This window comes from Variibacter gotjawalensis (assembly GCF_002355335.1).
GTDB lineage: Bacteria > Pseudomonadota > Alphaproteobacteria > Rhizobiales > Xanthobacteraceae > Variibacter > Variibacter gotjawalensis.
The window spans coordinates 1,987,154-2,007,585 of record NZ_AP014946.1 but is presented as its reverse complement, the minus strand read 5'-3'; the positions used below and the strand labels follow the sequence as shown (position 1 = coordinate 2,007,585).

At 59.1% G+C, this 20,432-nt stretch carries 17 protein-coding genes; 8 read left to right on the top strand and 9 right to left on the bottom strand.

Going from position 1 to position 20,432, the window contains the following annotated elements; genetic code table 11:
• Window positions 1-5 precede the first annotated feature (5 nt).
• Complete coding sequence (locus tag GJW30_RS09750; RefSeq protein WP_210421558.1) at window positions 6-941, bottom strand: Bug family tripartite tricarboxylate transporter substrate binding protein; 936 nt, start codon at window positions 939-941, stop codon at window positions 6-8.
• 133 nt (window positions 942-1,074) lie between these two features.
• Here GJW30_RS09750 and GJW30_RS09745 point away from each other — a divergent pair, with 133 nt between their 5' ends.
• A complete protein-coding gene (locus tag GJW30_RS09745) occupies window positions 1,075-1,968 on the top strand; it encodes a LysR family transcriptional regulator (RefSeq protein ID WP_096354735.1) in 894 nt (297 codons plus the stop codon).
• Between the two features lie 471 nt (window positions 1,969-2,439).
• On the opposite strand, the gene GJW30_RS09740 is transcribed toward GJW30_RS09745, so the two are convergent.
• On the bottom strand, window positions 2,440-3,321 hold the full coding sequence (locus GJW30_RS09740) for a DMT family transporter (protein ID WP_096354730.1): 882 nt from the start codon (window positions 3,319-3,321) through the stop codon (window positions 2,440-2,442).
• 87 nt (window positions 3,322-3,408) lie between these two features.
• On the opposite strand from GJW30_RS09740, the gene GJW30_RS09735 reads away from it, so the two are divergent.
• From GJW30_RS09735 to GJW30_RS09720, 4 genes are all read left to right on the top strand, one after another.
• Window positions 3,409-4,287: a LysR family transcriptional regulator gene (locus GJW30_RS09735; protein WP_096354726.1), complete on the top strand. Its 879-nt coding sequence runs from the start codon at window positions 3,409-3,411 to the stop codon at window positions 4,285-4,287.
• 463 nt (window positions 4,288-4,750) lie between these two features.
• Window positions 4,751-5,773, top strand: coding sequence for a Bug family tripartite tricarboxylate transporter substrate binding protein (locus tag GJW30_RS09730; protein WP_096354723.1), 1,023 nt, complete (start codon window positions 4,751-4,753; stop codon window positions 5,771-5,773).
• 75 nt (window positions 5,774-5,848) lie between these two features.
• Entirely contained in the window at window positions 5,849-7,864 is a 2,016-nt protein-coding gene (locus GJW30_RS09725; RefSeq protein ID WP_245408713.1) for a hydantoinase/oxoprolinase family protein, read from the top strand.
• A 9-nt stretch (window positions 7,865-7,873) separates the two neighbouring features.
• A complete protein-coding gene (locus GJW30_RS09720; protein ID WP_096354717.1) occupies window positions 7,874-9,496 on the top strand; it encodes a hydantoinase B/oxoprolinase family protein in 1,623 nt (540 codons plus the stop codon).
• A gap of 21 nt (window positions 9,497-9,517) precedes the next feature.
• On the opposite strand, the gene GJW30_RS09715 is transcribed toward GJW30_RS09720, so the two are convergent.
• The 7 genes from GJW30_RS09715 to GJW30_RS09685 form a co-directional block, all read right to left on the bottom strand.
• Entirely contained in the window at window positions 9,518-11,056 is a 1,539-nt protein-coding gene (locus GJW30_RS09715) for a hydantoinase B/oxoprolinase family protein (RefSeq protein WP_096354714.1), read from the bottom strand.
• 2 nt (window positions 11,057-11,058) lie between these two features.
• Complete coding sequence (locus GJW30_RS09710; protein WP_096354712.1) at window positions 11,059-13,155, bottom strand: hydantoinase/oxoprolinase family protein; 2,097 nt, start codon at window positions 13,153-13,155, stop codon at window positions 11,059-11,061.
• Between the two features lie 7 nt (window positions 13,156-13,162).
• The gene (locus tag GJW30_RS09705; RefSeq protein ID WP_096354710.1) at window positions 13,163-13,558 is read right to left on the bottom strand and encodes an acyl-CoA thioesterase; all 396 of its coding nucleotides are present in this window, start codon (window positions 13,556-13,558) and stop codon (window positions 13,163-13,165) included.
• A 2-nt stretch (window positions 13,559-13,560) separates the two neighbouring features.
• Window positions 13,561-14,352, bottom strand: a complete 792-nt coding sequence (locus GJW30_RS09700; RefSeq protein WP_096354707.1) for an enoyl-CoA hydratase-related protein — start codon at window positions 14,350-14,352, stop codon at window positions 13,561-13,563.
• A 14-nt stretch (window positions 14,353-14,366) separates the two neighbouring features.
• Complete coding sequence (locus GJW30_RS09695) at window positions 14,367-15,557, bottom strand: CaiB/BaiF CoA transferase family protein (protein ID WP_430727124.1); 1,191 nt, start codon at window positions 15,555-15,557, stop codon at window positions 14,367-14,369.
• Window positions 15,558-15,569: 12 nt separating this feature from the next.
• A complete protein-coding gene (locus GJW30_RS09690; RefSeq protein ID WP_157746720.1) occupies window positions 15,570-16,448 on the bottom strand; it encodes a Bug family tripartite tricarboxylate transporter substrate binding protein in 879 nt (292 codons plus the stop codon).
• Between the two features lie 226 nt (window positions 16,449-16,674).
• Window positions 16,675-17,601 carry a LysR substrate-binding domain-containing protein gene (locus GJW30_RS09685; RefSeq protein ID WP_096354699.1) on the bottom strand — a complete coding sequence of 309 codons (927 nt, stop codon included), beginning with the start codon at window positions 17,599-17,601 and terminating at the stop codon, window positions 16,675-16,677.
• Between the two features lie 335 nt (window positions 17,602-17,936).
• On the opposite strand from GJW30_RS09685, the gene GJW30_RS09675 reads away from it, so the two are divergent.
• From GJW30_RS09675 to GJW30_RS09665, 3 genes are read left to right on the top strand one after another with little or no spacing between them, the layout of a single operon-like run.
• Window positions 17,937-18,236: a DUF3489 domain-containing protein gene (locus tag GJW30_RS09675; protein ID WP_096354694.1), complete on the top strand. Its 300-nt coding sequence runs from the start codon at window positions 17,937-17,939 to the stop codon at window positions 18,234-18,236.
• The gene (locus GJW30_RS09670; RefSeq protein ID WP_347337734.1) at window positions 18,233-18,790 is read left to right on the top strand and encodes a DUF2924 domain-containing protein; all 558 of its coding nucleotides are present in this window, start codon (window positions 18,233-18,235) and stop codon (window positions 18,788-18,790) included. Before GJW30_RS09675 ends, GJW30_RS09670 begins: the two co-directional genes overlap by 4 nt.
• Window positions 18,787-20,397 carry a recombinase family protein gene (locus tag GJW30_RS09665; RefSeq protein WP_096354692.1) on the top strand — a complete coding sequence of 537 codons (1,611 nt, stop codon included), beginning with the start codon at window positions 18,787-18,789 and terminating at the stop codon, window positions 20,395-20,397. Before GJW30_RS09670 ends, GJW30_RS09665 begins: the two co-directional genes overlap by 4 nt.
• The last annotated feature ends 35 nt before the right edge of the window (window positions 20,398-20,432 follow it).

The window sequence follows — 20,432 nt, the reverse complement described above, 5'->3', positions numbered from 1 at the left end:
CTCGATTACGAACGCAGCAGGCCAGCGCGCTTAATTTTCTCGCGCTCCAGCTCGAAATTCTTGCGGATCGTCTCGGCGAAACCGGCGCTGTCCTTGTACGAGATCGGCTGCCCGTATTTCTCTTGAATCGCCACATGCTCGGGATCGAGCACCGCGAGCTTGAACGCATCGTGCAGGCGCTGCACGACTTCGGCCGGCATGCCCTTCGGCCCGATCAAGCCATTCGGGCTTGCGGCCGTCACGTCGTAGCCGAGATCGTAGAGAGTCGGCACATTTGGCCAGCGCTTGATGCGCTCATCGGAAAACACGGCAAGCCAGCGCGCCTGCCCATTATCGACGAGATCGCCGAGGATCGTACCGCCAGCATGCGCATCGATGTGACCGCCGAGCAGCGCCGCGATGCCTTCGGAATCTCCTTTGAAGGGCACGTGCGTGATTTTCATTTTCTCGATATCGGCGACTTGAATGAGGGCGAGATTCTGCGATGTCGCCGGGCCATTGGTGCCGTAATTCACATCGCCCGGGCGCTTCTTCGCGTCGGCAACGAAATCCGCCCAGGTCTTCAGCGGCGACTCGTTGCGCACAACGATGCCGACGTTGAAAGCGCTGACCTGAATGATCGGCGTAAAATCCTTCAGCGCGTCGTACTGCGTCTGTTGCATCAGCTGAACACGGAGCACGGCCGAATGCGTCACCGCGATCCTATAGCCATCAGGCGGCACCGACAGCATCGCGACTGCGCCGAGCGTCGCGCTCGCGCCCGGCCGGTTCTCGACAACGATGGATTGCCCGAGATGCCGCGACGCGATCGTCGCAAGGAGACGGAAGGTCGTGTCCGCTGTACCTCCGGCCGGGAACGGAACTATCAGTGTCACGGGCCGCGCCGGGAACGTGTCCTGAGCCCAAGCGCGCCCAACAAACGGCACCGCGAGAGAAGCCATACCAACGCTGCGGAGGAGTGATCTGCGCGAAATCTTGACCATCGGAACCCTCAGTCTTCGGAGCCGGCTAATGAAGCTTAACGCCAGCCCAGACATCTGATAAATCGAAAGATCGGAGCGATTGATCGGTCTCATGAATATAACCAGCCACGACCTCCAGATCTTCCTGACGCTTGCGCAGGAGAAGAGCTTCACCAGGGCTGCCGCCCGTTGCGGCCTATCGCAATCAGCGTTCAGCACGCGCGTGTCGTCGCTGGAACATGCGCTCGGCGCCAAACTGTTCGACAGGACGACGCGCCGCGTTGAGCTTACGGCGGATGGTGAGGTGTTCGAGCCGTTCGCTCATCAGCTATTCGCCGACCTTTCCGACATCGTCGAAGTATTCCGCGATCGTGCCGCGCGGCGCCGCGGCCGCGTTGCGATTGCGGCTCTCCCATCGGTTGCTGCCGGATGGATGCCGACGATCATCTCGCGTCTTGCCGCGCAGCACCCCAACATTCAGGTGATGCTGCGAGATGAGGTCTCCGAGACATGCGTCTCGCTAGTTCGTAGCGGCGATGTCGATCTCGGCCTAACGACGATTGGCAGCGCCGAGGATTTGGAGCGCAAGCTGGTCGCCACGGATCGGTTCTATCTTGTGTGCCAGCGCGGGCATCCCCTGCTCGCGCGCCGCAAGATTTCGCCGTCAGATATTGCGGCTCACCCGTTCATTCATCTCACACGGAACAGCAGCGTTAGGCGTGTCATCGACACCGCTTTTGAAGGGATGGAACTGAAAGATGCGCGGGAGGCGAACTACATGGCGACAGTCGCCGCTATGGTCGAAGCCGGGCTCGGGGTCACAATTGTTCCATCGCTAAGCCTGCACCAGTTCGCACGTCCTATGCTCAGTTCCAAACTCATTGAGGCGCCGCACCTATCTCGGCCTATCTACCTGATTTCCAGACGAGGACGGACAATGTCGGCAGCTGCAGACGCTTTGAGTCGCGCTATTTCCACGACAAAAATATCCGAGCGCCGCAGTTAGGGCGTCCACGTCCTTTTCAAGACAATGGTGCCGGAAGCTCTCTATCTGAATAGCACAGCGCACTGGCGGCCGCGGTTGCAGACCTGTAGGTCATGCGAAGACTGAGCACAATCTCCTCGTTACAACGGCCGCGCGTTGTGACCTGAAGATCCCCGGCATAGTACGTAAAGTCGGTCACCGCTTCCTACGTAACATTCGCGCTGGTGATCTGATCAGCGCTCAGCATCGTAAAATTGCGTATGGAGGACGACGACCGATGCAGGCGGGATAACCACGCTCGCACCAGACCAATGCCGGGCCAAGTTTCAGTAACTGCTAGCAGCCGCGGACACCGAGAGCGATGCGCCTCGCAAAAAAGCTCACCACGTCTAGAACCTGACATCGCCAACAAGCAATGGCTTTCTTGCCGAGCGATAGCTGTGCGCGCAGAAAATGTCGCCAACGCGCATGGCAAACGGAAAACCTGCCGCGTTAATCGCTTCTCCGACCTGCGCTTGTCGTAGCAAACAATATGCCGATCATGACCGCGAGCAACCCGACGCCGATGGTCCACTGTAGTGGTTCCGCCAGCAGAAATGCCGCAACGATCGACGCGACGATCGGATTGACGGTTACGGACAACGCAACGCGCGTCGGTGTTGTCCGCGCCAGCGCAGCAGCCCACAGATAGAACGTCAGCGCGCCACCGAACGCGCCGAGCAAGCTGAGCGTCCACCATTGCGTCGGACCGAAAGCCTTCACTTGCGCAGGTCCGCCATTGCATAGCGCGATCACGATGAGCACAGCGCCGCCCATTCCCATCGCGACGCAGGTGAATGGGATCGCACCGGATCGAGCGATATACGGGCGTGACCAAACGTTATAGAGCGCCATACAAACGGCTGCGGCGAGCATGAGCAGATCGCCACGCCATGCGCCGGCTGGGGCGTAAGCCAATCCGCTCGTCAGGGCGATCACGACACCTGATGTCGAAATGCAAACGCCAGCTAACTTGCGCCGTGTCAGCGGCTCGACACCCAGCAGCGCAGCAATGATCATCGTGAGCAGCGGCAGCGTCGAGAGGGCGAGCGAGGCTCGCGCCGCTGTCGTGTACGCGAGCGAGGCGTTGAACAACACTGGGAACATGCCGAAGAAGAGCAGACCTAATGCTGCCACAGCGGGAAGGTCCGCTCTCGCCGGCCATCGCGTTCGACCGAGGCAAGCCAAGGGCAGCAGAAGCGCGAAGCCGATCCCGAATCGAAAGGCGCCGATCAAAAACGGGTCCGCATCCGTTACGACGAAGCGCGTCAGCGCTATTGACGCGCCTCCGATAGCGCTCGACGCAACGGCCGCAATCACACCAATCAATTCCATCGTCGACCACCCACTGTGCGAACGACGATAGCTTGTCCAACAAATCAAGATATGGAATTGTTGTGAACGATCTTATCATGAACCTTGATGCTGAACCTCGAGCCAGAACTCCTTTCGGCCTTCGTCGCTGTCGCGGACAATCGCTCCTTCACGCGCGCGGCGTCTGGACTGAATCGAACACAATCTGCCGTCAGCATGCAGATAAAGCGCCTCGAAGATCGGATCGGCGCTCCGTTGTTCATTCGCAACCGGTCGCATGTTGCGCTTAGTCCATCTGGCGAGGCTTTGCTTGGATACGCGCGCCGCATCCTCGCACTTGGCGAAGAAGCGGCTGGTCGGTTGCGGGATCACAAGGTCGAAGGTCTCGTCCGGCTCGGCGTGATGGACGATTACGGTACGAGGATCATTCCAAGACTGCTCGCGTCGTTCGCGCTGAGTTACCCGCGCGTGCGCATCGCGATGGAGACAGGGCTCACCGGAGCGATGGTCGAGCGGCTCGGAAGCTCGTTCGATCTAGTCGTTGCGATGCATCCGTCTGGCATGGGCAAGGGGCATCTCCTGCGCCGCGAGCAAGCCGTCTGGGCTACGGCAATCAACGGTCTCGACGCATCCGATCAATTACAGCTGGCGCTCTACCCACCCGGCTGTTTGTTCCGGGAGTGGGCCATCGATGCTCTCGACAAAATCGGCCGGCCATGGCGCCTGGCTTTCGTTAGCCACAGTACAGCCGCGGTCGAAGCTGTCGCCGCCGAAGGCCTTGCTGTCACCGTGATGAAAGCTGGAACTTTTCCGCGCAGTCTCCGCCACGTAGCTCCATCCACGTTGCCGCCGCTACCCGCCGCCGACATTTGCTTGCACAAAACGCGCTCCCTATCGCGCGCCGGCCACCTTCTAGGCGATCGCATCATAGAGGCGATGACCGAAAGCCAACAACACTCTGATTTGCCTAGCAACCCGATATTGTAAAGCTCATGAGAGGCTCGGCGCACGGTTTCGCGTCGCCTGCATGGTTGCCTGATTTTCTCGAGTGTCGCCGGCAGCATCAAATTCTTTGAAGTAAGTCGGGCAAATACAATAGCGCTTGTCAGACCACGCAACGCGCTTTCCACAAGACTGTGCGCATCCAGCGCGTTATCGAAAGCTACCTCGCTCAGGTTCAGCGCACCTGTTATGATACTCAGGCTATATCAAAAATGCATTGTCCGTTGTCTGAATAGCATTGGCCCCGACTAGAGCGGCGCGCCTAAGCTGTCCAGCGGTGAATGTGCGCGGAGTGTTCCGCCTAGGCCCTTCGAGCGATTAAGGAGTCTCGCATGAGCCATTGGACCCCTACTTTGCCATTTGCCGTGGCCAAACCTCGGCCGGCCGTAAGCGTCGTCAAAGCAGCGCTCGTTGTTGTTATCAACCTTGGCTATGCGAGCTTGCCAGCATGATCAAGCGTCCGCGTCGAACCTGTGTCGCGTCGCCGAATTTAGCTCTTTCACGCCGAGAGCTTCTGGTTGGGTTGGTTCCGGCGGCGGCCCTGCTATCCGGAAAGGCAGGCGCGCAGTCTTGGTTCCCGAGCAAACCTATCCACGTTTACATCGGTTACCCGGCCGGAGGAGCAGTCGACATCGTCGTACGTCTGGTTGGCGAAGGCGCGCGGCGAACGTCTGGCGCCGTCATCGTCGGTGAGGTACGCAGTGGCGCATATGGACTGATTGCCGCGCAGGCTGCTTCTCAAGCGGAGCCGGATGGGTACACGCTCGCCAGCGCCATCATGGGCATGATGTCGGTCCTTCCCGCCGTTCCGGGGTCCAGGGCTTCGCTCAATGTCGATACCGCGCTCACACCGGTGACTAATCTCGCGGGCAGTGCGATGGCGCTCGTCGCGCGGCCGGACGCTCCCTTCGACGATATTGATGGCTTTGTGTCGCATGTGCGCTCTCGCGGCGGAAACGCGACATATGCATCATCAGGACCGGGCTCGATCAATCATTTGGCTGCTGCCTACATCGCAGGCGAACTCGGTCTTCAGATGATCCATGTTCCCTACCGAGGTGGAGCGCCTGCGACAATGGACATCGTTGGCGGCCGCGTCGACATTTTCGTTGCGAATGTCGCGGAAGTCGCGTCGATGGTCGGAGAGGGAAAGATGAAAGCGCTCGGAGTGACATCGACCCATCCGTCGCCTCTCATTCCGAAAGCCGCTCCATTGGCGACGCGTTTCCCAAGTCTCGAGTTCAACAATTGGTTCGGCCTTGCCGGCCCGGCCAACATGCCGACAGCTGTCGTCGAACGTGTCAGCGCGCTCTTTGGAGCCGCCTTACGCGAACCGGAAACGATTCAGGCTCTGGCAGCCCGCGGATTGGAGCCGCTTCCAATCTCTGGTCCGGCGTTCAAAGAGCAAATCATGCGAGATCGAGCTCGCTGGGCTGCTGTCGCCAAAGCATCGAACATACGTATCGAATAGGTCAGCATGCACAATTCCAAATCTGAATTGTCCCTCGGCATCGATATCGGAGGAACATTCACTGACGTTGTCTTATTGGATTCCACAAACGGGAAAGCTTCGATATGGAAAGAGAGCACTACGCATGACGATCCGTCGCGCGGCGCGATCGAGGGGCTCAAAAAACTGCTCACGCGTGAAAATGTCGGCGCGGCACAAATCGGGCGCGTCATTCACGCGACGACTCTTTTCACCAATGCGCTCATCGAGCGCAAAGGCACGCCAACCGGACTGCTAACCACAGCCGGCTTCTCGGATGTCTTGGAAATCGGCCGCGAAAGAAAATACGAGCTTTACGATCTATTCCTTGAGATGCCCGCTCCACTCGTTGCACGGCCATGGCGCCGCGAAGCGAAAGAGCGATTGGCCGCCGACGGCAGTATCGAGATAGCGCTCGACGTGAACGCCGCTCTTAAAGAAGTTGAGGAGCTAGTTGCGGACGGCATGCGTAGCCTGGCGATTTGCTTCCTGCATGCATACGCCAATCCCAAGCACGAGCGTGCGATCGCCGTAGCGGTTGCCGAGCGCTTTCCGGATTTGTCGCTCTCGCTATCGAGCGAAATCGCACCGGAAATCCGCGAATATTCGCGCATGGTAACAACCGTGACGAACGCCTATGTTAAGCCTGTAGCGGAGATCTACCTCGATCGCCTCGAGAACGCTCTTCGCCAATCGGGCATTCCCGGCAGCCTTTTCCTCATGCTGTCGAACGGCGGACTGACTCACGTTGCTGAGGCCAAACGATCGCCCGTTCAGTTGTTGGAAAGCGGCCCGGCAGCAGGTGCGCTTGCAGGGGCGTGGTTCAGTCGGCATGCCGCACTGCATCGAGTGCTCGCGTTCGACATGGGCGGCACGACAGCAAAGCTCGCGCTGATCGATGACGGAGAGCCGCTCGTTGCTTGGGGATTCGAGGCTGCGCGACAGAAACGGTTTTTGCGCGGCAGTGGTTTGCCGATTCAAATCGCGACCGTCGAGTTGATCGAAATTGGTGCCGGCGGAGGATCTATCGCTCACGCTAGCTCCCTCGGAACGCTAAATGTCGGCCCGGAAAGCGCGGGTTCTGAGCCAGGTCCGGCTTGCTATGGACGCGGCGGCGTGCAGCCGACCGTAACAGATGCGGATTTGGCGCTCGGCTATCTCAACGGCGATTTCTTTCTCGGCGGCGCGATGCGGATCGACGAAGCAGCAGCGAGCAGAGCGCTGCGCAGTGTTACGGAGAAGCTCGGTCTCGACTCATCGCGCGGCGCGATTGGTATCCATGACGTCGTCAACGAAAATATGGCAGGCGCCGCACGCGTTGCCATCGCGGAGCGTGGCCGTATTCCTAGCGAATACGCGCTCCTCGCGACGGGCGGCGCGGGTCCGGTTCACGCGTGGAATGTTGGCCGCAAACTTGGCGTCCGCCACGTCGTTTGCCCACCTTGTGCCGGCGCAGGAAGCACAATCGGAATGCTAATGGCTCCGGCCCGAATTGATCGCGTTCGTTCGTTCGTTTGCGCGCTACAGGATGCGTCGTGGACGCAGATGTCGGATACTTTTGCCGAGCTCGAAGCCGAAGCGCGGGGAATCGCATCATCGACTGGCGCAAATATAGCGAAGTCGACGGTCAAGCGGTTAGCCGATATGCGATACGCTGGCCAGGGATCGGAAATTACTGTCGCGTTGCCGAAATCAATCACAGCCGAGGGCGCTAAGGCGGTGTTCGAGAAAAGCTACCGCGATCTGTTCGGCCGCACGCCACCCGGCGCGAATATTCAATTCGTCGCCATTCGTCTCGCTTTGATTGCGCCAATGCCGGGCGCAGATGCGGCCCTCACGATCAATGCAGCCAGTGACGACGCTGTTCTACTCAAAGGGCATCGCGATGTGTATTTCGCAGATGCCGACAAGCCTCTTTCGACGCCGGTCTACGATCGCTACGCGCTGGCGGTGGGCGCACGCATCGTGGGACCAGCCGTCTTCGAAGAGAACGAAAGTACGTTCATAATCGGCCCGGGAAGCAGCGCCAGCGTGCTGCCCGACGGATCAATCCTCACTGAGATGCCGAACTGAGTGCCGACTATGCAAGACCAGGTTCAACGCCGCTTCGATGCCGTCGAGCTCGAGCTTCTATGGCGTCGTCTCATTTCGCTTGTCGATGAAGCCGCGGCCGCGCTTGTGCGGACCAGCTTCTCCACTCTCGTTCGCGAAAGCTACGACTTTTCTTGCATCGTGACTGATGCGGCCGGAGAGTCTTTGGTACAAGCAACAGAAAGCATTCCGAGCTTCATCGGAACGCTGCCTGCGACGGTGAAACATTTTCTTCGCTTCTTTCCACCCGAAACACTTGCGCCTGGTGATGTCCTTATCACCAATGACATCTGGCTCGGCACCGGCCACCTTCCCGATATCACGGTAGCCAAACCAATCTTCCGCGGCGACCGTCTCGTCGCCTTTAGTGCGTCGACTGCGCATGCTCCGGACATCGGTGGCAAAATCCGCAGCCCCGAACCACGCGAAGTGTTTGAGGAAGGTCTGCAGATCCCGCCGATGAAGCTCATGCGGGCCGGTGCAATGGATGAGACCCTTGTCGCCATCATCCGCAAGAATGTCAGGACGCCGGACGAAACGATGGGCGACCTCTGGGCGCAAGTCGTGGCCTTGGACCTGATGGAAGACCGCTTGAAGCATCTGATGGAGCAGGCTGACCTCGACGATCTTCACCCTCTCGCGGACGAGATCCACACGCGCTGTGAGAGAGCCATGCGCGCTGCGATTAAAGCATTGCCGGACGGTCGCTACGAAAGCTCGCTGCAGACGGACGGGCTGATGGACACGCCAATCACGCTGCGCATGGCGCTCACTATTGCAGGTGACACCATCTCCATCGACTACGATGGAACCGACGCGCAGGTCGATCGGGCGATCAATTGCGCTTATTGTTACACCTACGCGATGAGCATGTACGGGGTAAAAGTCTGCATCAGCCCCGAACTGCCGAACAACGAAGGGGCGTGGCGCGCGATCACCGTGACTGCGCCGCCGGGCTGCATCGTCAACCCGGTGTTCCCGGCTTCGGGTGGCTCGCGAATGCTGATCGGCCACTATCTGCCGATGCTCGTCTTCGGCTGTCTCGGCCAAGTGCTGCCGGAGCGAGTGATGGCGGCATGCGGCGCGCCTATGTGGGGTATGAACCAGTCTGGTATCCGGCCGAACGGTAAGCCTTACGCCAATATGTTTTTCTACAACGGAGGCATGGGCGGCAACGTCAAAGCTGATGGTCTATCATGCTTGTCGTGGCCATCGAACGTTTCGTCGACCCCCGTCGAGATCAGTGAACACATCGCGCCGCTGCGCTTCCATCACAAACGTCTGCGTCCCGATAGCGGCGGTGCGGGCAAACATCGAGGCGGTCTCGGCCAAGAAGTCTTGATAGAAAGCCGATCCGAAACGCCAATCGCGGTCTCGTTTCTCGCCGAGAGAACTCGGTTCGCGGCGTTCGGAATTGAAGGGGGCGAGCCCGGTGCAACCGGCGAGCTTCGCTTAAATGGAAAGCAAGTCGATCCGAAAGCGCAGTACGTCCTTAAACATGGCGACACAGTGCTGATGGCAACGCCTGGCGGCGGTGGACACGGAAATCCCGGTAGTCGTGATGCGAAAAGTATCGCGGCCGATATCGCCGCTGGATATACGCGCGGCACGTAAATTGGACTTTGCTCGCCGTTATTAACGCGAGCCGAAGCCGCCCCCCCCCGGCGTTTCGAGGGTCAAGCGTGCGCCAGGATTTGCAACGAGCGTGTCGCGCGGATCGATCGGCTTGCCGTCGAGCAAAACACGTCCAGTCGAGCCCGCCTCGCCTCCACGCATTCCCGGGGCTGGGGTGCGGAGACGATCAGCCATGAACGTCATCGTCACCGGTTCATCCGCCAAAAGATCGATTTCGAACACCTGCCCGTCGCCGCCGCGCGTCTTGCCGGCCCCGCCAGTGCCACGTCGCAGAGCACGCCGGACAATGCGGATAGGCGCTTGCGACTCGATCACTTCGATCGGCGTATTGGCGAGATTGCTCGGGAAGCTCAGTGCAGGCAGACCATCGCCTGCCGCGCCGGCACCCTGCCCGCCATTCAAGAAGAGCGTCGACGCGAAGCGCTCGCCTTGATGCGACCCGGCAAGCTGCACGCACCAAAGCGGCGAGCCTGCCGCTGCGCGAACGCGATCCGGCACGACGTCTGCGAGCGCACCCATGACGGCCGTCGGTAGCAGGTGTCCCGTCATGGCTCGCGCACTGACGGCTGCTGGAAACTTCGGGTTGAGGATGGAACCGAGCGGCGCCGTCGTTTTGATCGGCCGAAACGAGCCATCGTTGTTTGGCACATTCGGCGCTAGCACGCATTTGAGTGCGTACGCCGTGTAGGCGAATGTATAGATCGGCACGACGTTGATGGCACGCGGCAATTGCGGCGACGACCCCGCGTAGTCGACAGTCAACGTATCGCCCGTGACGATGATCCGGCAACGAATCGTGACAGGTTCGATGAAACCGTCGACGCGCGCTTCATGCTCATACTCGCCGTTCGGCAACGCCGCAATCGCGCTTCGCATTGCTGCTTCAGAGCGCGCATACATCTCGCTCCCCAACGCTACCAGATCGCATTCGGTCTCCTGGAGCATGTCGAGGAGACGCTGGGACAGCATCCGATTGGCGGCAACTTGCGCCCAAAGATCGCCCATCACTTGTTCGGGAATACGGACGTTATTTTGGATAATATCGACGAGTGTTTCGTTTATGATACCCGCTGCGATCAGCTTCATTGGCGGGATGCGCAGTCCCTCTTCATAGAGGTCACGGTTGCCGGGCGAACGCAACCGGCCGCCGATATCGGGCGAGTGTGCGACGCTCCCTGCAAAACCGACTAGAACGCCGTCGCGAAACACCGGCATAGCAATGTTGATGTCAGGCAAATGACCGGTGCCAAGCCAGGGATCATTGGTGATCATGATGTCACCCGGCTTCAGCGTCTCGCGCGGAAACACCTTCAGAAAGTGGCGGACTGTTTCCGGCAGCGTGCAGATGAAAGACGGAATGCTTTGGCTCGATTGCGCGAGCAGCTTCGCGTCGCGGTCGAGCAGCACAACCGCATAGTCGTTAGACTCGCGCACGATTGTCGAAAACGATGTGCGCACCAGAGTGGCGGCAGCCTCATCAACCAGGCTGACAAGGCGCGTCCACAATATTTCGAGCGTGATCGGATCAATCGTCGACATGTTCAAGCTCCCAAGCGCACCAGGACGCTGAGATCACTCAGCACTTCGACATCTGCCGCGATCGGTACGACGACCGTCGACTCGGACTCCTCGAGGATCAGCGGTCCCTTCAGGCGCGCTCCGCCGGCAAGTGCGTATCGGTCGTAGACAGACACGGAAGCCATCTCGCCCTTGTCGGTGCAGAAAATCTCTCGCTTTGCCTTCGGCGTTATCGTGGCTTCCGCCGTGCCGTGCGGCCAGGCAAAATGCTTCACGCCTTGCCGCGTAGCGCCAACGATCCGCCACGTCACGAGTTCGAGCGTCCCCGACGGCAAAACGCCGCCGTAATTAATTTCGTAACTTTTGCGGAACTCCGCCTCGAGATCTGGCGCAAATGTGGCGTCAAGCTTACGCAATGGGAAAGACACCGTGAGGTTAGCGCCCTGCCCGACGTATCGCATTTCTACAAGTAGTTGCCAGGTGACCTCGGCCGGCCCCGTAAGCGTTTCGTTGAGCTCCTTTTCGGCATCACGCTTGAGCGCTGACACCGCCGTATCGGTCTCCACCCAATCAACTGCTTCCAAGCGCGTCGGTTTTGACAACGAGCGATCGACGCGGATCGGTGCCGCAAGGAAACCGAGACACGAACCGGTGCCTGCCGCGATCGGAAACAGCACGCGTGGCACGCGCAACTTTCGTGCGATCTCGACAGCGTGGACTGGACCTGCACCGCCGGTTGCGACCATTGTGAAGCGCCGCGGGTCTTGCGCCTTCTCGGCGATGTGCACGCGGGCAGCGCCCGCCATCGCTTCGTTGACTACGTTGAAGATGCCAGTCGCAACCTCGCGAGCAGCCAGCGACAACCGGTCGCCCAACCTCTGCAGCGCTGCCTCTGCTGCCGACGCATCAAGCGACATGCGCCCGCCGAGGAAAAAGTCTGGATTAAGATATCCGAGCGTGAGGTCAGCATCCGTGACTGTAGCGCCCTGGCCGCCGCGGCCGTAACAAGCAGGGCCGGGATCGGCAGAAGCACTATCTGGTCCAACCGTGAGAAGACCAAGATCGCTGATTCGAGCGATGCTGCCACCGCCAGCACCTATCTCGATGAGGTCGATGCTTGCGATTAAAAGCGGAAGCCCACTGCCCTTTTTGAAACGCTTCACACGCGCGGCTTCGAAAGAATGCACAACCGAAGGCGCGCCCCCGATCACCGTGCAAATCTTTGCCGTCGTGCCACCCATATCAAACGCGAGCACGTCATCAAAACCAGCCGCGCGGCCCGCATTGGCGGCGCTGAGCACGCCGCCGGCTGGCCCAGACTCCAGCGTCGTGATCGGCACTTCGGCAGCGTTGCCGGCTGAGGTCGAACCTCCGCTCGACACCATGATACGCAACGGCGCATCGATACCAGCTTGCCGTAAGCGCGCCGACAATTCGTTGAGGTACTTGGCGACGATCGGTTGGACGAATGCATTCGCGGTTGCCGTCGTGGTGCGCTCGTACTCGCGAATTTCGCGGGCGACGCGTGAGGAGAGCGAAACCGCAACATTTGGCAATGCTTTGCGCAACGCTTCGCCGACCCGGATTTCATTGTCAGGATTAACGCAAGCGTGGAGGAAAGCGACAGCGACTGACTGTGCGCCTGACTGCCGGACTTTTTCGACGACGCCGTCGATATCTTCTTGCGACGGCGCAACGAGGATTCTGCCATCCGTGGCAACACGTTCATTCAGCTCGAAGCGCTCGCCGCGTTCGACCAGCGGCTTCGGCATTTGAATGTCAAGGTCGTAAAGGTCGTAGCGGACTTCGCGTCCAATATCGATGATATCGCCGGTCCCTTCCGTTGCAATCAAAGCCGTCTTGACGCCTTTGCGTTCGATCAGCGCATTCGTCACCAGCGTGCTTCCGTGAACGACTTCACTAACCAGTGCAGCCGGCTTGCCTTTGCCATTTGCCGCGTTCGTGGCCGACAACAAATCATCGACAACGTCGGCAAGCGCTTGCCCCGGATCGGACTGCGTCGTTAGCCGCTTTGCGAGTCTCACCTCGCCGGTTTTCACGTTTTCGATGACGCCATCCGTGAACGTGCCACCAATGTCGATTGCAATGCGATAGCTCATGATCGTCTCAATGGTCCGATGCGGGATTCAACGCTGCGACGAGCGCGTCCGGGAGAGGCAGACTTTGCGACCAACCCTTGTCGACGTAAACGAGGACGCTCGTTGCACGCGCAGCAAGCTCACACCCCCAGATCTCGTGACCTAATCCTATCGATGTGCGACCGACGCGCTCGATAGATGTCTCGATCCGCGCGACGCCCGGATAGAACAGCTGCTGCACATAGTCGATCTCGACGCGCACCAGCCAGAAATCGCTGCCCTGTGCGGCAAACGCCTTCATCCGTTGTCCGATGAAGTCCATACGGCCGGCCGCAACGAGTGCCGCGAAGATCACGTTGTTGACGTGCCCGACATCATCGAGATCCGTCGGCCGCAACGTCACTTCGGTCGAAAGCGCTGCCATTGTCAGCGGCCCGCAAATCGCGGCTTGCGTTTCGCCGCGAAGGCATTGCGTCCCTCGACATAGTCCGCGCTCGCATATACAGCGTCAGCGAGTTGGTCGCAGTAAGCGAGGTTCGCCGGACCGCCACGGCGTATCGCTTCCGCAATCGTGATCTTGGCGGCCGAGAGGCTGAGCGGCGCGCTTTCGGCAAGCTCTTGCGCAAGATCAGAAACTTTTGCCTCGAGCTCGGCACGCGATTGAACCAGCTGAGTTACAAGCCCGATCTCTGCGGCGCGGACTCCATCAATCCGGCGACCATCGAGCACCATCTCTTTCGTGCGCGCAGGGCCGATCACGTCAAGCAGCTTCGTGATATCTTCATAGCGATACGGAAGACCGAGCTTCACAGCTGGCACAGCGAAGCGTGACGTGGGTGTGCAGAAACGGAAATCGCACAGCAGCGCAAACTCGAGACCGGCACCGAGACAATAGCCATCGATTTGTGCGATGGTGGGCTTGGTCAGGCTGCCGAGCTGATTGCAGACGATCCGCTGCAAATTGTTGTAGTGAGCAACCTGCTCCGGCGTGCTGCGTACTTTATCGAATTCGGACACGTCATTTCCGGACGAGAAAGAACGCTCACCTGCCCCGCGGAGCACAAGCACGCGCGCATCTTTCGCTTCGGTGAAAGATTGCAGCACGCCAGGCATAGCTTGCCACATCGCGAAATTCATCGCGTTGTGCTTGGCCGGATTATTTAGGGTCAGCGTCGCAACGCCGCCCTCCCCTGAAAGCTGCAGATAGTCGGTGCTCATGATTTGCTCCGCCTTCAGACAACGTCTTGCGCGCGCAGCGCAGCGATCTTCTCGGCAGTAAAGCCGAACTCGTTCAGCACTTCGTCCGTATGTTGACCACGCTCCGGTGTTGCTCGCGCTTGGCGTTTTCCACGACTCATCGACACTGGGCTGCGCAGAAGATCGAGTTTGCCGAGGCGCGTGTGATCGACCGGAAGACGCATATCGAGCGCAGCGACATGCTGATCTGCGAACATATCGTCGACGCCGTAAACCGGACCGCACGGAACGCCGGCAGCGTTAAGCCGCTCGACCCAATAGCCGACCGAATTCGTGATGAAACGCTCTTGTAGGATCGCGTTCAACGAGTCGCGGTTTTGCGACCGCAAGCCTTCAGTCGAGAAATCAGAGCGACTCAAAACGTCGCCGAGTTCGAGCGCCTCGCAAATCCGACGCCACATCGTCTCGCCGCCACCCGCAAGATTCAGCATTCCATCATTCGCACGGAACAGCCCAGTCGGAATGCTCGTCGGGTGATTGTTGCCGGCTTGACCGGGACGATCCTTGTCGATCAACCATCGCGTCGCCTGGAAATCCATCATCGCGATCTGCGCTTCAAGCAGCGACGTATGAACCCACTGGCCTTCACCGGAATTCTCCCGCTCGAGCAGCGCGATGAGGATCCCAATCGCGGCGTAAAGTCCCGCCGAGAGGTCGGCAACAGGAATGCCTGCACGTATGGGACCCTGCCCCGGCAGACCTGTCACCGACATCAGCCCGCCCATACCCTGGGCAATCTGATCGAAGCCGGGACGGCGCGCATAGGGGCCCGACTGTCCGAAGCCCGAAATGCTCGCAAGCACGATACGTTTGTTGATGCCCTTAAGGTTCACGTAGTCGATACCGAGCCGTTGTTTGACGTCGGGCCGGTAGTTCTCGGCCACGACGTCGGCTTTGGCGACGAGAGAATAAAAGAGCTCTCGCCCCTCCGGCACTTTCAGATTGAGTGTGATGCCGCGCTTGTTGCGATGCGTATTTTGGAAGTCGGATCCATCGCGTTCGCCGCCCATCCCCTTTGAGCCATCAATTGCTTCGGGCGGCTCGATCTTGATGACATTGGCTCCCCAATCCGCGAGTTGGCGCACTGCGAGCGGGCCCGAGCGAACCCGCGTAAGGTCGAGCACCGTGAATCGAGATAGCGGCATGTCCGACTTCCTGTTGCTAATCAGCGGCCGCAATCAATCGAGCCGGATACCAGCTGCGTCAATGACGCCGTTCCATTTGGTTGTTTCGGTAGCGAAAAACGTCCTGGCATCCGTCACGCTATTGCCGACGATGACGGCACCGAGTTTCTTGAAGCGTTCGATCGTCTCAGGCTGCTGGAGGATTCTGCGAATGTCCGCATTTAGCTTCTCGACGACTGCACCCGACACCGTGCTCGCCACCGCAATTGTGAACCAAGCAGTCGCGTCATAGCCTGGCACGCCAGCTTCGGCGATGGTTGGCACGTTCGGAAGGCTCGGCGATCGCGTCGAACTGGTGACACCAAGAACGCGTACGTTGCCGTTCTCGATGAAGGGAAGCGCAGTCGGCAGATTTTCGAACATCGCTTGAATCTGGCCGGCTACGAGGTCGTTCAGCGCAGGCCCGCTGCCGCGATAGGGCACGTGCGTGAGCTTTGCATCGGCTTTCAACTTGAAAAGCTCAGCGATCATATGGGTCGACGATCCATTGCCGGCCGAACCAAAATTGATCGCGCCGGGCTCCTTCTTTGCGAGCGCCAGAAATTCTTTGACATCCTTTGCAGCGATGGACGGATGCACGATGAGAGCATTCGGCACCTCAGCGAGGATCGTCACAGGCTGCAAATCCTTCGCCGGGTCATACGGAAGTGACCGGTAGATCTTGCTCGCCGCGTGAATGCCGATCGTTCCGAGCAATAGTGTCGAGCCATCACTCGGTCCTCGCGCTACAGTCTCGGCACCTATGTTTCCACCCCCACCCGGGCGATTCTCGACGATAACTTGGCTGCCGTTGATCGCACCGAGTTGCTGCGCAACGATACGGCCAAGCACATCGGCAGTGCCGCCCGCAGCAAACGGAACGACAATTTTCATCTGATTAGGTTGCGCTGACGCTATAGGCGAAAGAGCAGTCATGGCGATCGTAAGGGCAGTCACGACGAAAAAACGCATAGTGTTTGGCTCCCAAACAACGAGTGGCGACAACCCCGGCACTTGCCGCGAGATCAGCACGGCAATGGCGAAGCATACGAAGCCTCATTCTATTTCGGCCAATCGTATTATGTCGCCTAGCTATGCATGTTTGATATAGGATCGCGAGTCAGCGCCGCGATTGCCGCGGCGCCCGTAGCTTCGAGCCGAAATGTTCGCCGATCCGTGACATTAGATCGGCTGCCAGCGAAGACATGGCGACATGCGTCGGATAGGCGACGAAAACTTTGACTGCGAGTGCTGGCCTAATCGGTACAACCCGAATGCGGTCGGCAAACACCGACGCGATATATGGATTGACGATCCCGATCCCCGCTCCTGCTTCGGCAAGTTGGCATATGGTCGCCGAATAGGTTGTCTCAATCACCGAGGCAGGCCTCACGCCCGCATGCAGCAAGACGCGGCGCCATTCATCGCTTAAGTCGTCATCGCGATCGAGGGTCAACAGGATTTCATCGTGGAAATGACGTGCCGCGATGTGAGGTTCCTTTGCCAAACGATGCGAACGGCTCATCACGCAAACGGCCGCCACCTGATCAACCGTTTTGGCTTGCAGCTGCGAACCCTCCACCTGGATCCGATTTGTGGTCAACCCGACATCATAGAGACCATTAACGAGCCCTTCGCGCACGTAGTATGAACCTATTGTACGTAGGGTGGTCCTGACGTCGGGATGGCTCTGCTGGAATTTCGCGATGATGCTCGGCATTACACTCATGCCCAGCGCCGGCGTGCATGCAATGCGAACGATCCCGGTACCGGACCGCCGCAGCAGGCTAATGGTCTCTTCGATCGTTTCGAGACCAAGAAAATTACGCTGTACCGCTTCGAAGAGTTTCACAGCCTCCGGCGTGGGCCGCAGTCGACCGCGATCTAGTTCGAACAGTTTGAGTTTAGCTGCGCCTTGGATCTGTGCGAGCGAGCGGCTAATCGACGGCTGGGTCGTGTTTAGCATGTTGGCAGCCGCGATCGTCGTTCCAGTAATCATAACGGCGCGAAACGCTTCGATTTGACGGAAATTTAGACGTCCAGCCACTCATCACTCCGGGAATGCTTGAGCGATACGGTATCAACCTTGCAGCGCTGTCTACAAGTTCACCCCAACACCTTCAGGGGAATGAGGTCGCGATAATCGACGGCTATCGCTGGATACTCGACGAAATATTGTTGAGGCCCTGGTCGCTCACAAACGCGTTGATCGCTCAGACATCGTCGGAACTTCTGCTGGACTTCCTCGAAGAATGGAGCGTCAGTGTGCGAACTAGGGGTCGGAAACCAAACGCGCCGGCTTCGCAGATTTCCCTGCCAGTGCTGTATCGCGACGGTGGGGCTTTGGTCGTGCGGGAAGACCCCGCGTGACTGGAGCGCCTTATGAATAAGCTAGCGAATACGGCGAAAGCCCCGTCGGCATCGGAGCAGCGGCGAAAGGGTAAGGTGGTCGCGAAGAAGCCGGCCACAAATCCAATAGCTCTGACAATCAAAAAGCAGACGGCGCTATTGATAGCGCTCCGCCTACTCCGCGGCTCGACAATCGCGCGCCTCGTTGAGGTTAGCGGTTGGCAAGCACATTCGGCTCGCGGGTTCCTAACTGGCAAAGTCAAACAAAAGCTCGCGCTCATTTTGCTATCCGAGAAAGTTCGTGGCGTTCGCCGATATCGGATATTGCCATGAGCATGCTCGAACCTCTCAATCATTCGCATGCAACAACGCCAGCTGTGACAGCCGATGCTAAAATCGCTGTGGCGATTGCTGAGCTTGAAACCCTCGATCGCGATGGCCTGCGAGCGCGGTGGAAGGCAGTGATCAAACGAGATGCGCCACCGTATCTGCCCCGCTGGCTGATGTTCAGGATCTTGGCATACCGAGTCCAAGCGGCGGCCTACGGTGACCTCGATCGCGCCTCGGTCAGACTTCTCGATGGAATTGCTGACGAATTGGAGAAACAGCGCGGACAAGCTAATACGTCAGGTCGCAGGCGGAACGTTTCAGTGTCCATTCCTCCCGCTCCGCGCGCTCCAATCCGTCCCGGGACGATTTTAGTCCGCGAGCACGAGCAGAAGCTGCATCATGTCGTGGTGACGAAAGATGGCTTCAGCTGGAATGGCGCAGAGTTCGGGAGCCTCAGCGAAGTCGCGTTCGCGATCACGGGCACACGGTGGAACGGCCCGAGATTTTTCGGCCTGCGCGCGAAAACCGCGCGAAACGGCGCGGCAGCTTCGCCATGAGCAAAACAACTTCGTCAAAGATTCTCCGCTGCGCGATCTATACGCGGGTTTCAACTGAGTACGGTCTTGAGCAGGCTTTCAATTCGCTGGACGCGCAGCGCGAGGCCTCTGAAGCCTACATCAAGAGCCAAGCGCACGAAGGGTGGCGACTACAGCCCGGCCACTACGACGACGGCGGCTTCTCGGGCGGCAATCTCGATCGTCCTGCCCTGCAAAAGCTGTTGGAAGCAATCCGGCAGCGCCGGATCGATGTGGTCGTCGTCTACAAGGTCGACCGCCTCACCAGAACGCTTGCCGACTTTGCCAAGCTTGTCGAACTCTTCGATGCGCACGGGGTGTCGTTCGTATCCGTCACCCAGTCGTTCAACACGACCAGTAGCATGGGACGCCTCACCCTCAACGTCCTGCTCTCGTTCGCGCAATTTGAGCGGGAGGTGACAGGAGAGCGCATCCGCGACAAGGTTGCGGCCTCGAAGCGCAAAGGCATGTGCATGGGCGGCCCGGTGCCGCTCGGCTACGACAACGTCGACAAAAAGCTGGTCCCGCATCCTGAAGAGGCCGAAACCGTTCGCGAGATTTTTGCGACCTACCTGCGGCAACGGTCGCTGACCAAGACCGTCATCGAGCTTCGTGACCGCGAGATCGTCACCAAGCGAACGCGTGGCAAAGGCGGCGTCAAGGGCGGGCTGCCATTCGCCAAAAACCCGCTCAACCACATGCTCAAGAACCGCCTCTACGTCGGCGAGGTCGGACACAAAGGCAAATGGTTTCCTGGCGAGCACCCCGGCATCGTCGACAAAGCGGTGTTCGATCAGGTTCAGGAAATTCTGACATCGCAGGGCTTCGACTACAGCGTCCGGCGCCTGCCTCCCGGCATGTATCCGCTCGTCGGCAAAATTTTCGATAGCGCCGGCTATCGTATGACAGCCGTCACAGCGCGCAAGAACGGCCTGCATTATCGGTATTACGTTTCGAGTGCGCGCAAGCACGGTGACGCGAATGCCGTCGAGCGTATGCGCGCGTCCGCTGACCAACTGGAAGAAAAAATCGTCACCGCTATCAGGTCGGAGAGCGGCGATGTTGCGGTTGACGACCTATTCCAAAGGATCTGCAAAGTCGTTCTGCGGCGAGACCACGTCATCGTGGATATCACGAACCAAGAATTCGGTGAGACCAAATCGATCAGGCTTCCTTGGTTACCCGGCCGCATCCCGCACCGCCAAGTACTCGATCCCGATGCCAGTACTGGCGTCGCGTCGAATTCTGCAAGGCTTCGGTCCGAGAAACGCGCCCGCATGCTGCATGCGATCGCGCGCAGCCGGCGCTGGGTGGACGATCTGATAGATGGAAAGGTGCGCGGTCTCAAGGCACTCGCCAAACGCGACAATAGAACCGAGCGTTCGGTCCGGATGAACATCAATCTCGCATTCGCCAAGCCCGAGATTGTCGAAGCGATCATCGCGGGCAGTTCAGAGCGTTGTTTGTCTCTTGCTAGCATGAAAGAGATGCCGGCTATTTGGGGCGATCAAAATTTCTCAGTCGGCGAAGACGCATCAGCTTCAATAAGCTTCCGTCTGCTAGAGAGTCGTCGGCGGGCCGACAATTGAGGCCCCTTAAGGCGCGGAGTTAGCAAAGAAGAACC

Coding starts and splice junctions, on each gene's coding strand:
- GJW30_RS09750 (WP_210421558.1), bottom strand. CDS start 941: ATGGCTTCTCTCGCGGTGCCGTTTGTTGGGCGCGCTTGGGCTCAGGAC.
- GJW30_RS09745 (WP_096354735.1), top strand. CDS start 1,075: ATGAATATAACCAGCCACGACCTCCAGATCTTCCTGACGCTTGCGCAG.
- GJW30_RS09740 (WP_096354730.1), bottom strand. CDS start 3,321: ATGGAATTGATTGGTGTGATTGCGGCCGTTGCGTCGAGCGCTATCGGA.
- GJW30_RS09735 (WP_096354726.1), top strand. CDS start 3,409: ATGCTGAACCTCGAGCCAGAACTCCTTTCGGCCTTCGTCGCTGTCGCG.
- GJW30_RS09730 (WP_096354723.1), top strand. CDS start 4,751: ATGATCAAGCGTCCGCGTCGAACCTGTGTCGCGTCGCCGAATTTAGCT.
- GJW30_RS09720 (WP_096354717.1), top strand. CDS start 7,874: ATGCAAGACCAGGTTCAACGCCGCTTCGATGCCGTCGAGCTCGAGCTT.
- GJW30_RS09715 (WP_096354714.1), bottom strand. CDS start 11,056: ATGTCGACGATTGATCCGATCACGCTCGAAATATTGTGGACGCGCCTT.
- GJW30_RS09710 (WP_096354712.1), bottom strand. CDS start 13,155: ATGAGCTATCGCATTGCAATCGACATTGGTGGCACGTTCACGGATGGC.
- GJW30_RS09705 (WP_096354710.1), bottom strand. CDS start 13,558: ATGGCAGCGCTTTCGACCGAAGTGACGTTGCGGCCGACGGATCTCGAT.
- GJW30_RS09700 (WP_096354707.1), bottom strand. CDS start 14,352: ATGAGCACCGACTATCTGCAGCTTTCAGGGGAGGGCGGCGTTGCGACG.
- GJW30_RS09690 (WP_157746720.1), bottom strand. CDS start 16,448: ATGAAAATTGTCGTTCCGTTTGCTGCGGGCGGCACTGCCGATGTGCTT.
- GJW30_RS09675 (WP_096354694.1), top strand. CDS start 17,937: ATGAATAAGCTAGCGAATACGGCGAAAGCCCCGTCGGCATCGGAGCAG.
- GJW30_RS09670 (WP_347337734.1), top strand. CDS start 18,233: ATGAGCATGCTCGAACCTCTCAATCATTCGCATGCAACAACGCCAGCT.
- GJW30_RS09665 (WP_096354692.1), top strand. CDS start 18,787: ATGAGCAAAACAACTTCGTCAAAGATTCTCCGCTGCGCGATCTATACG.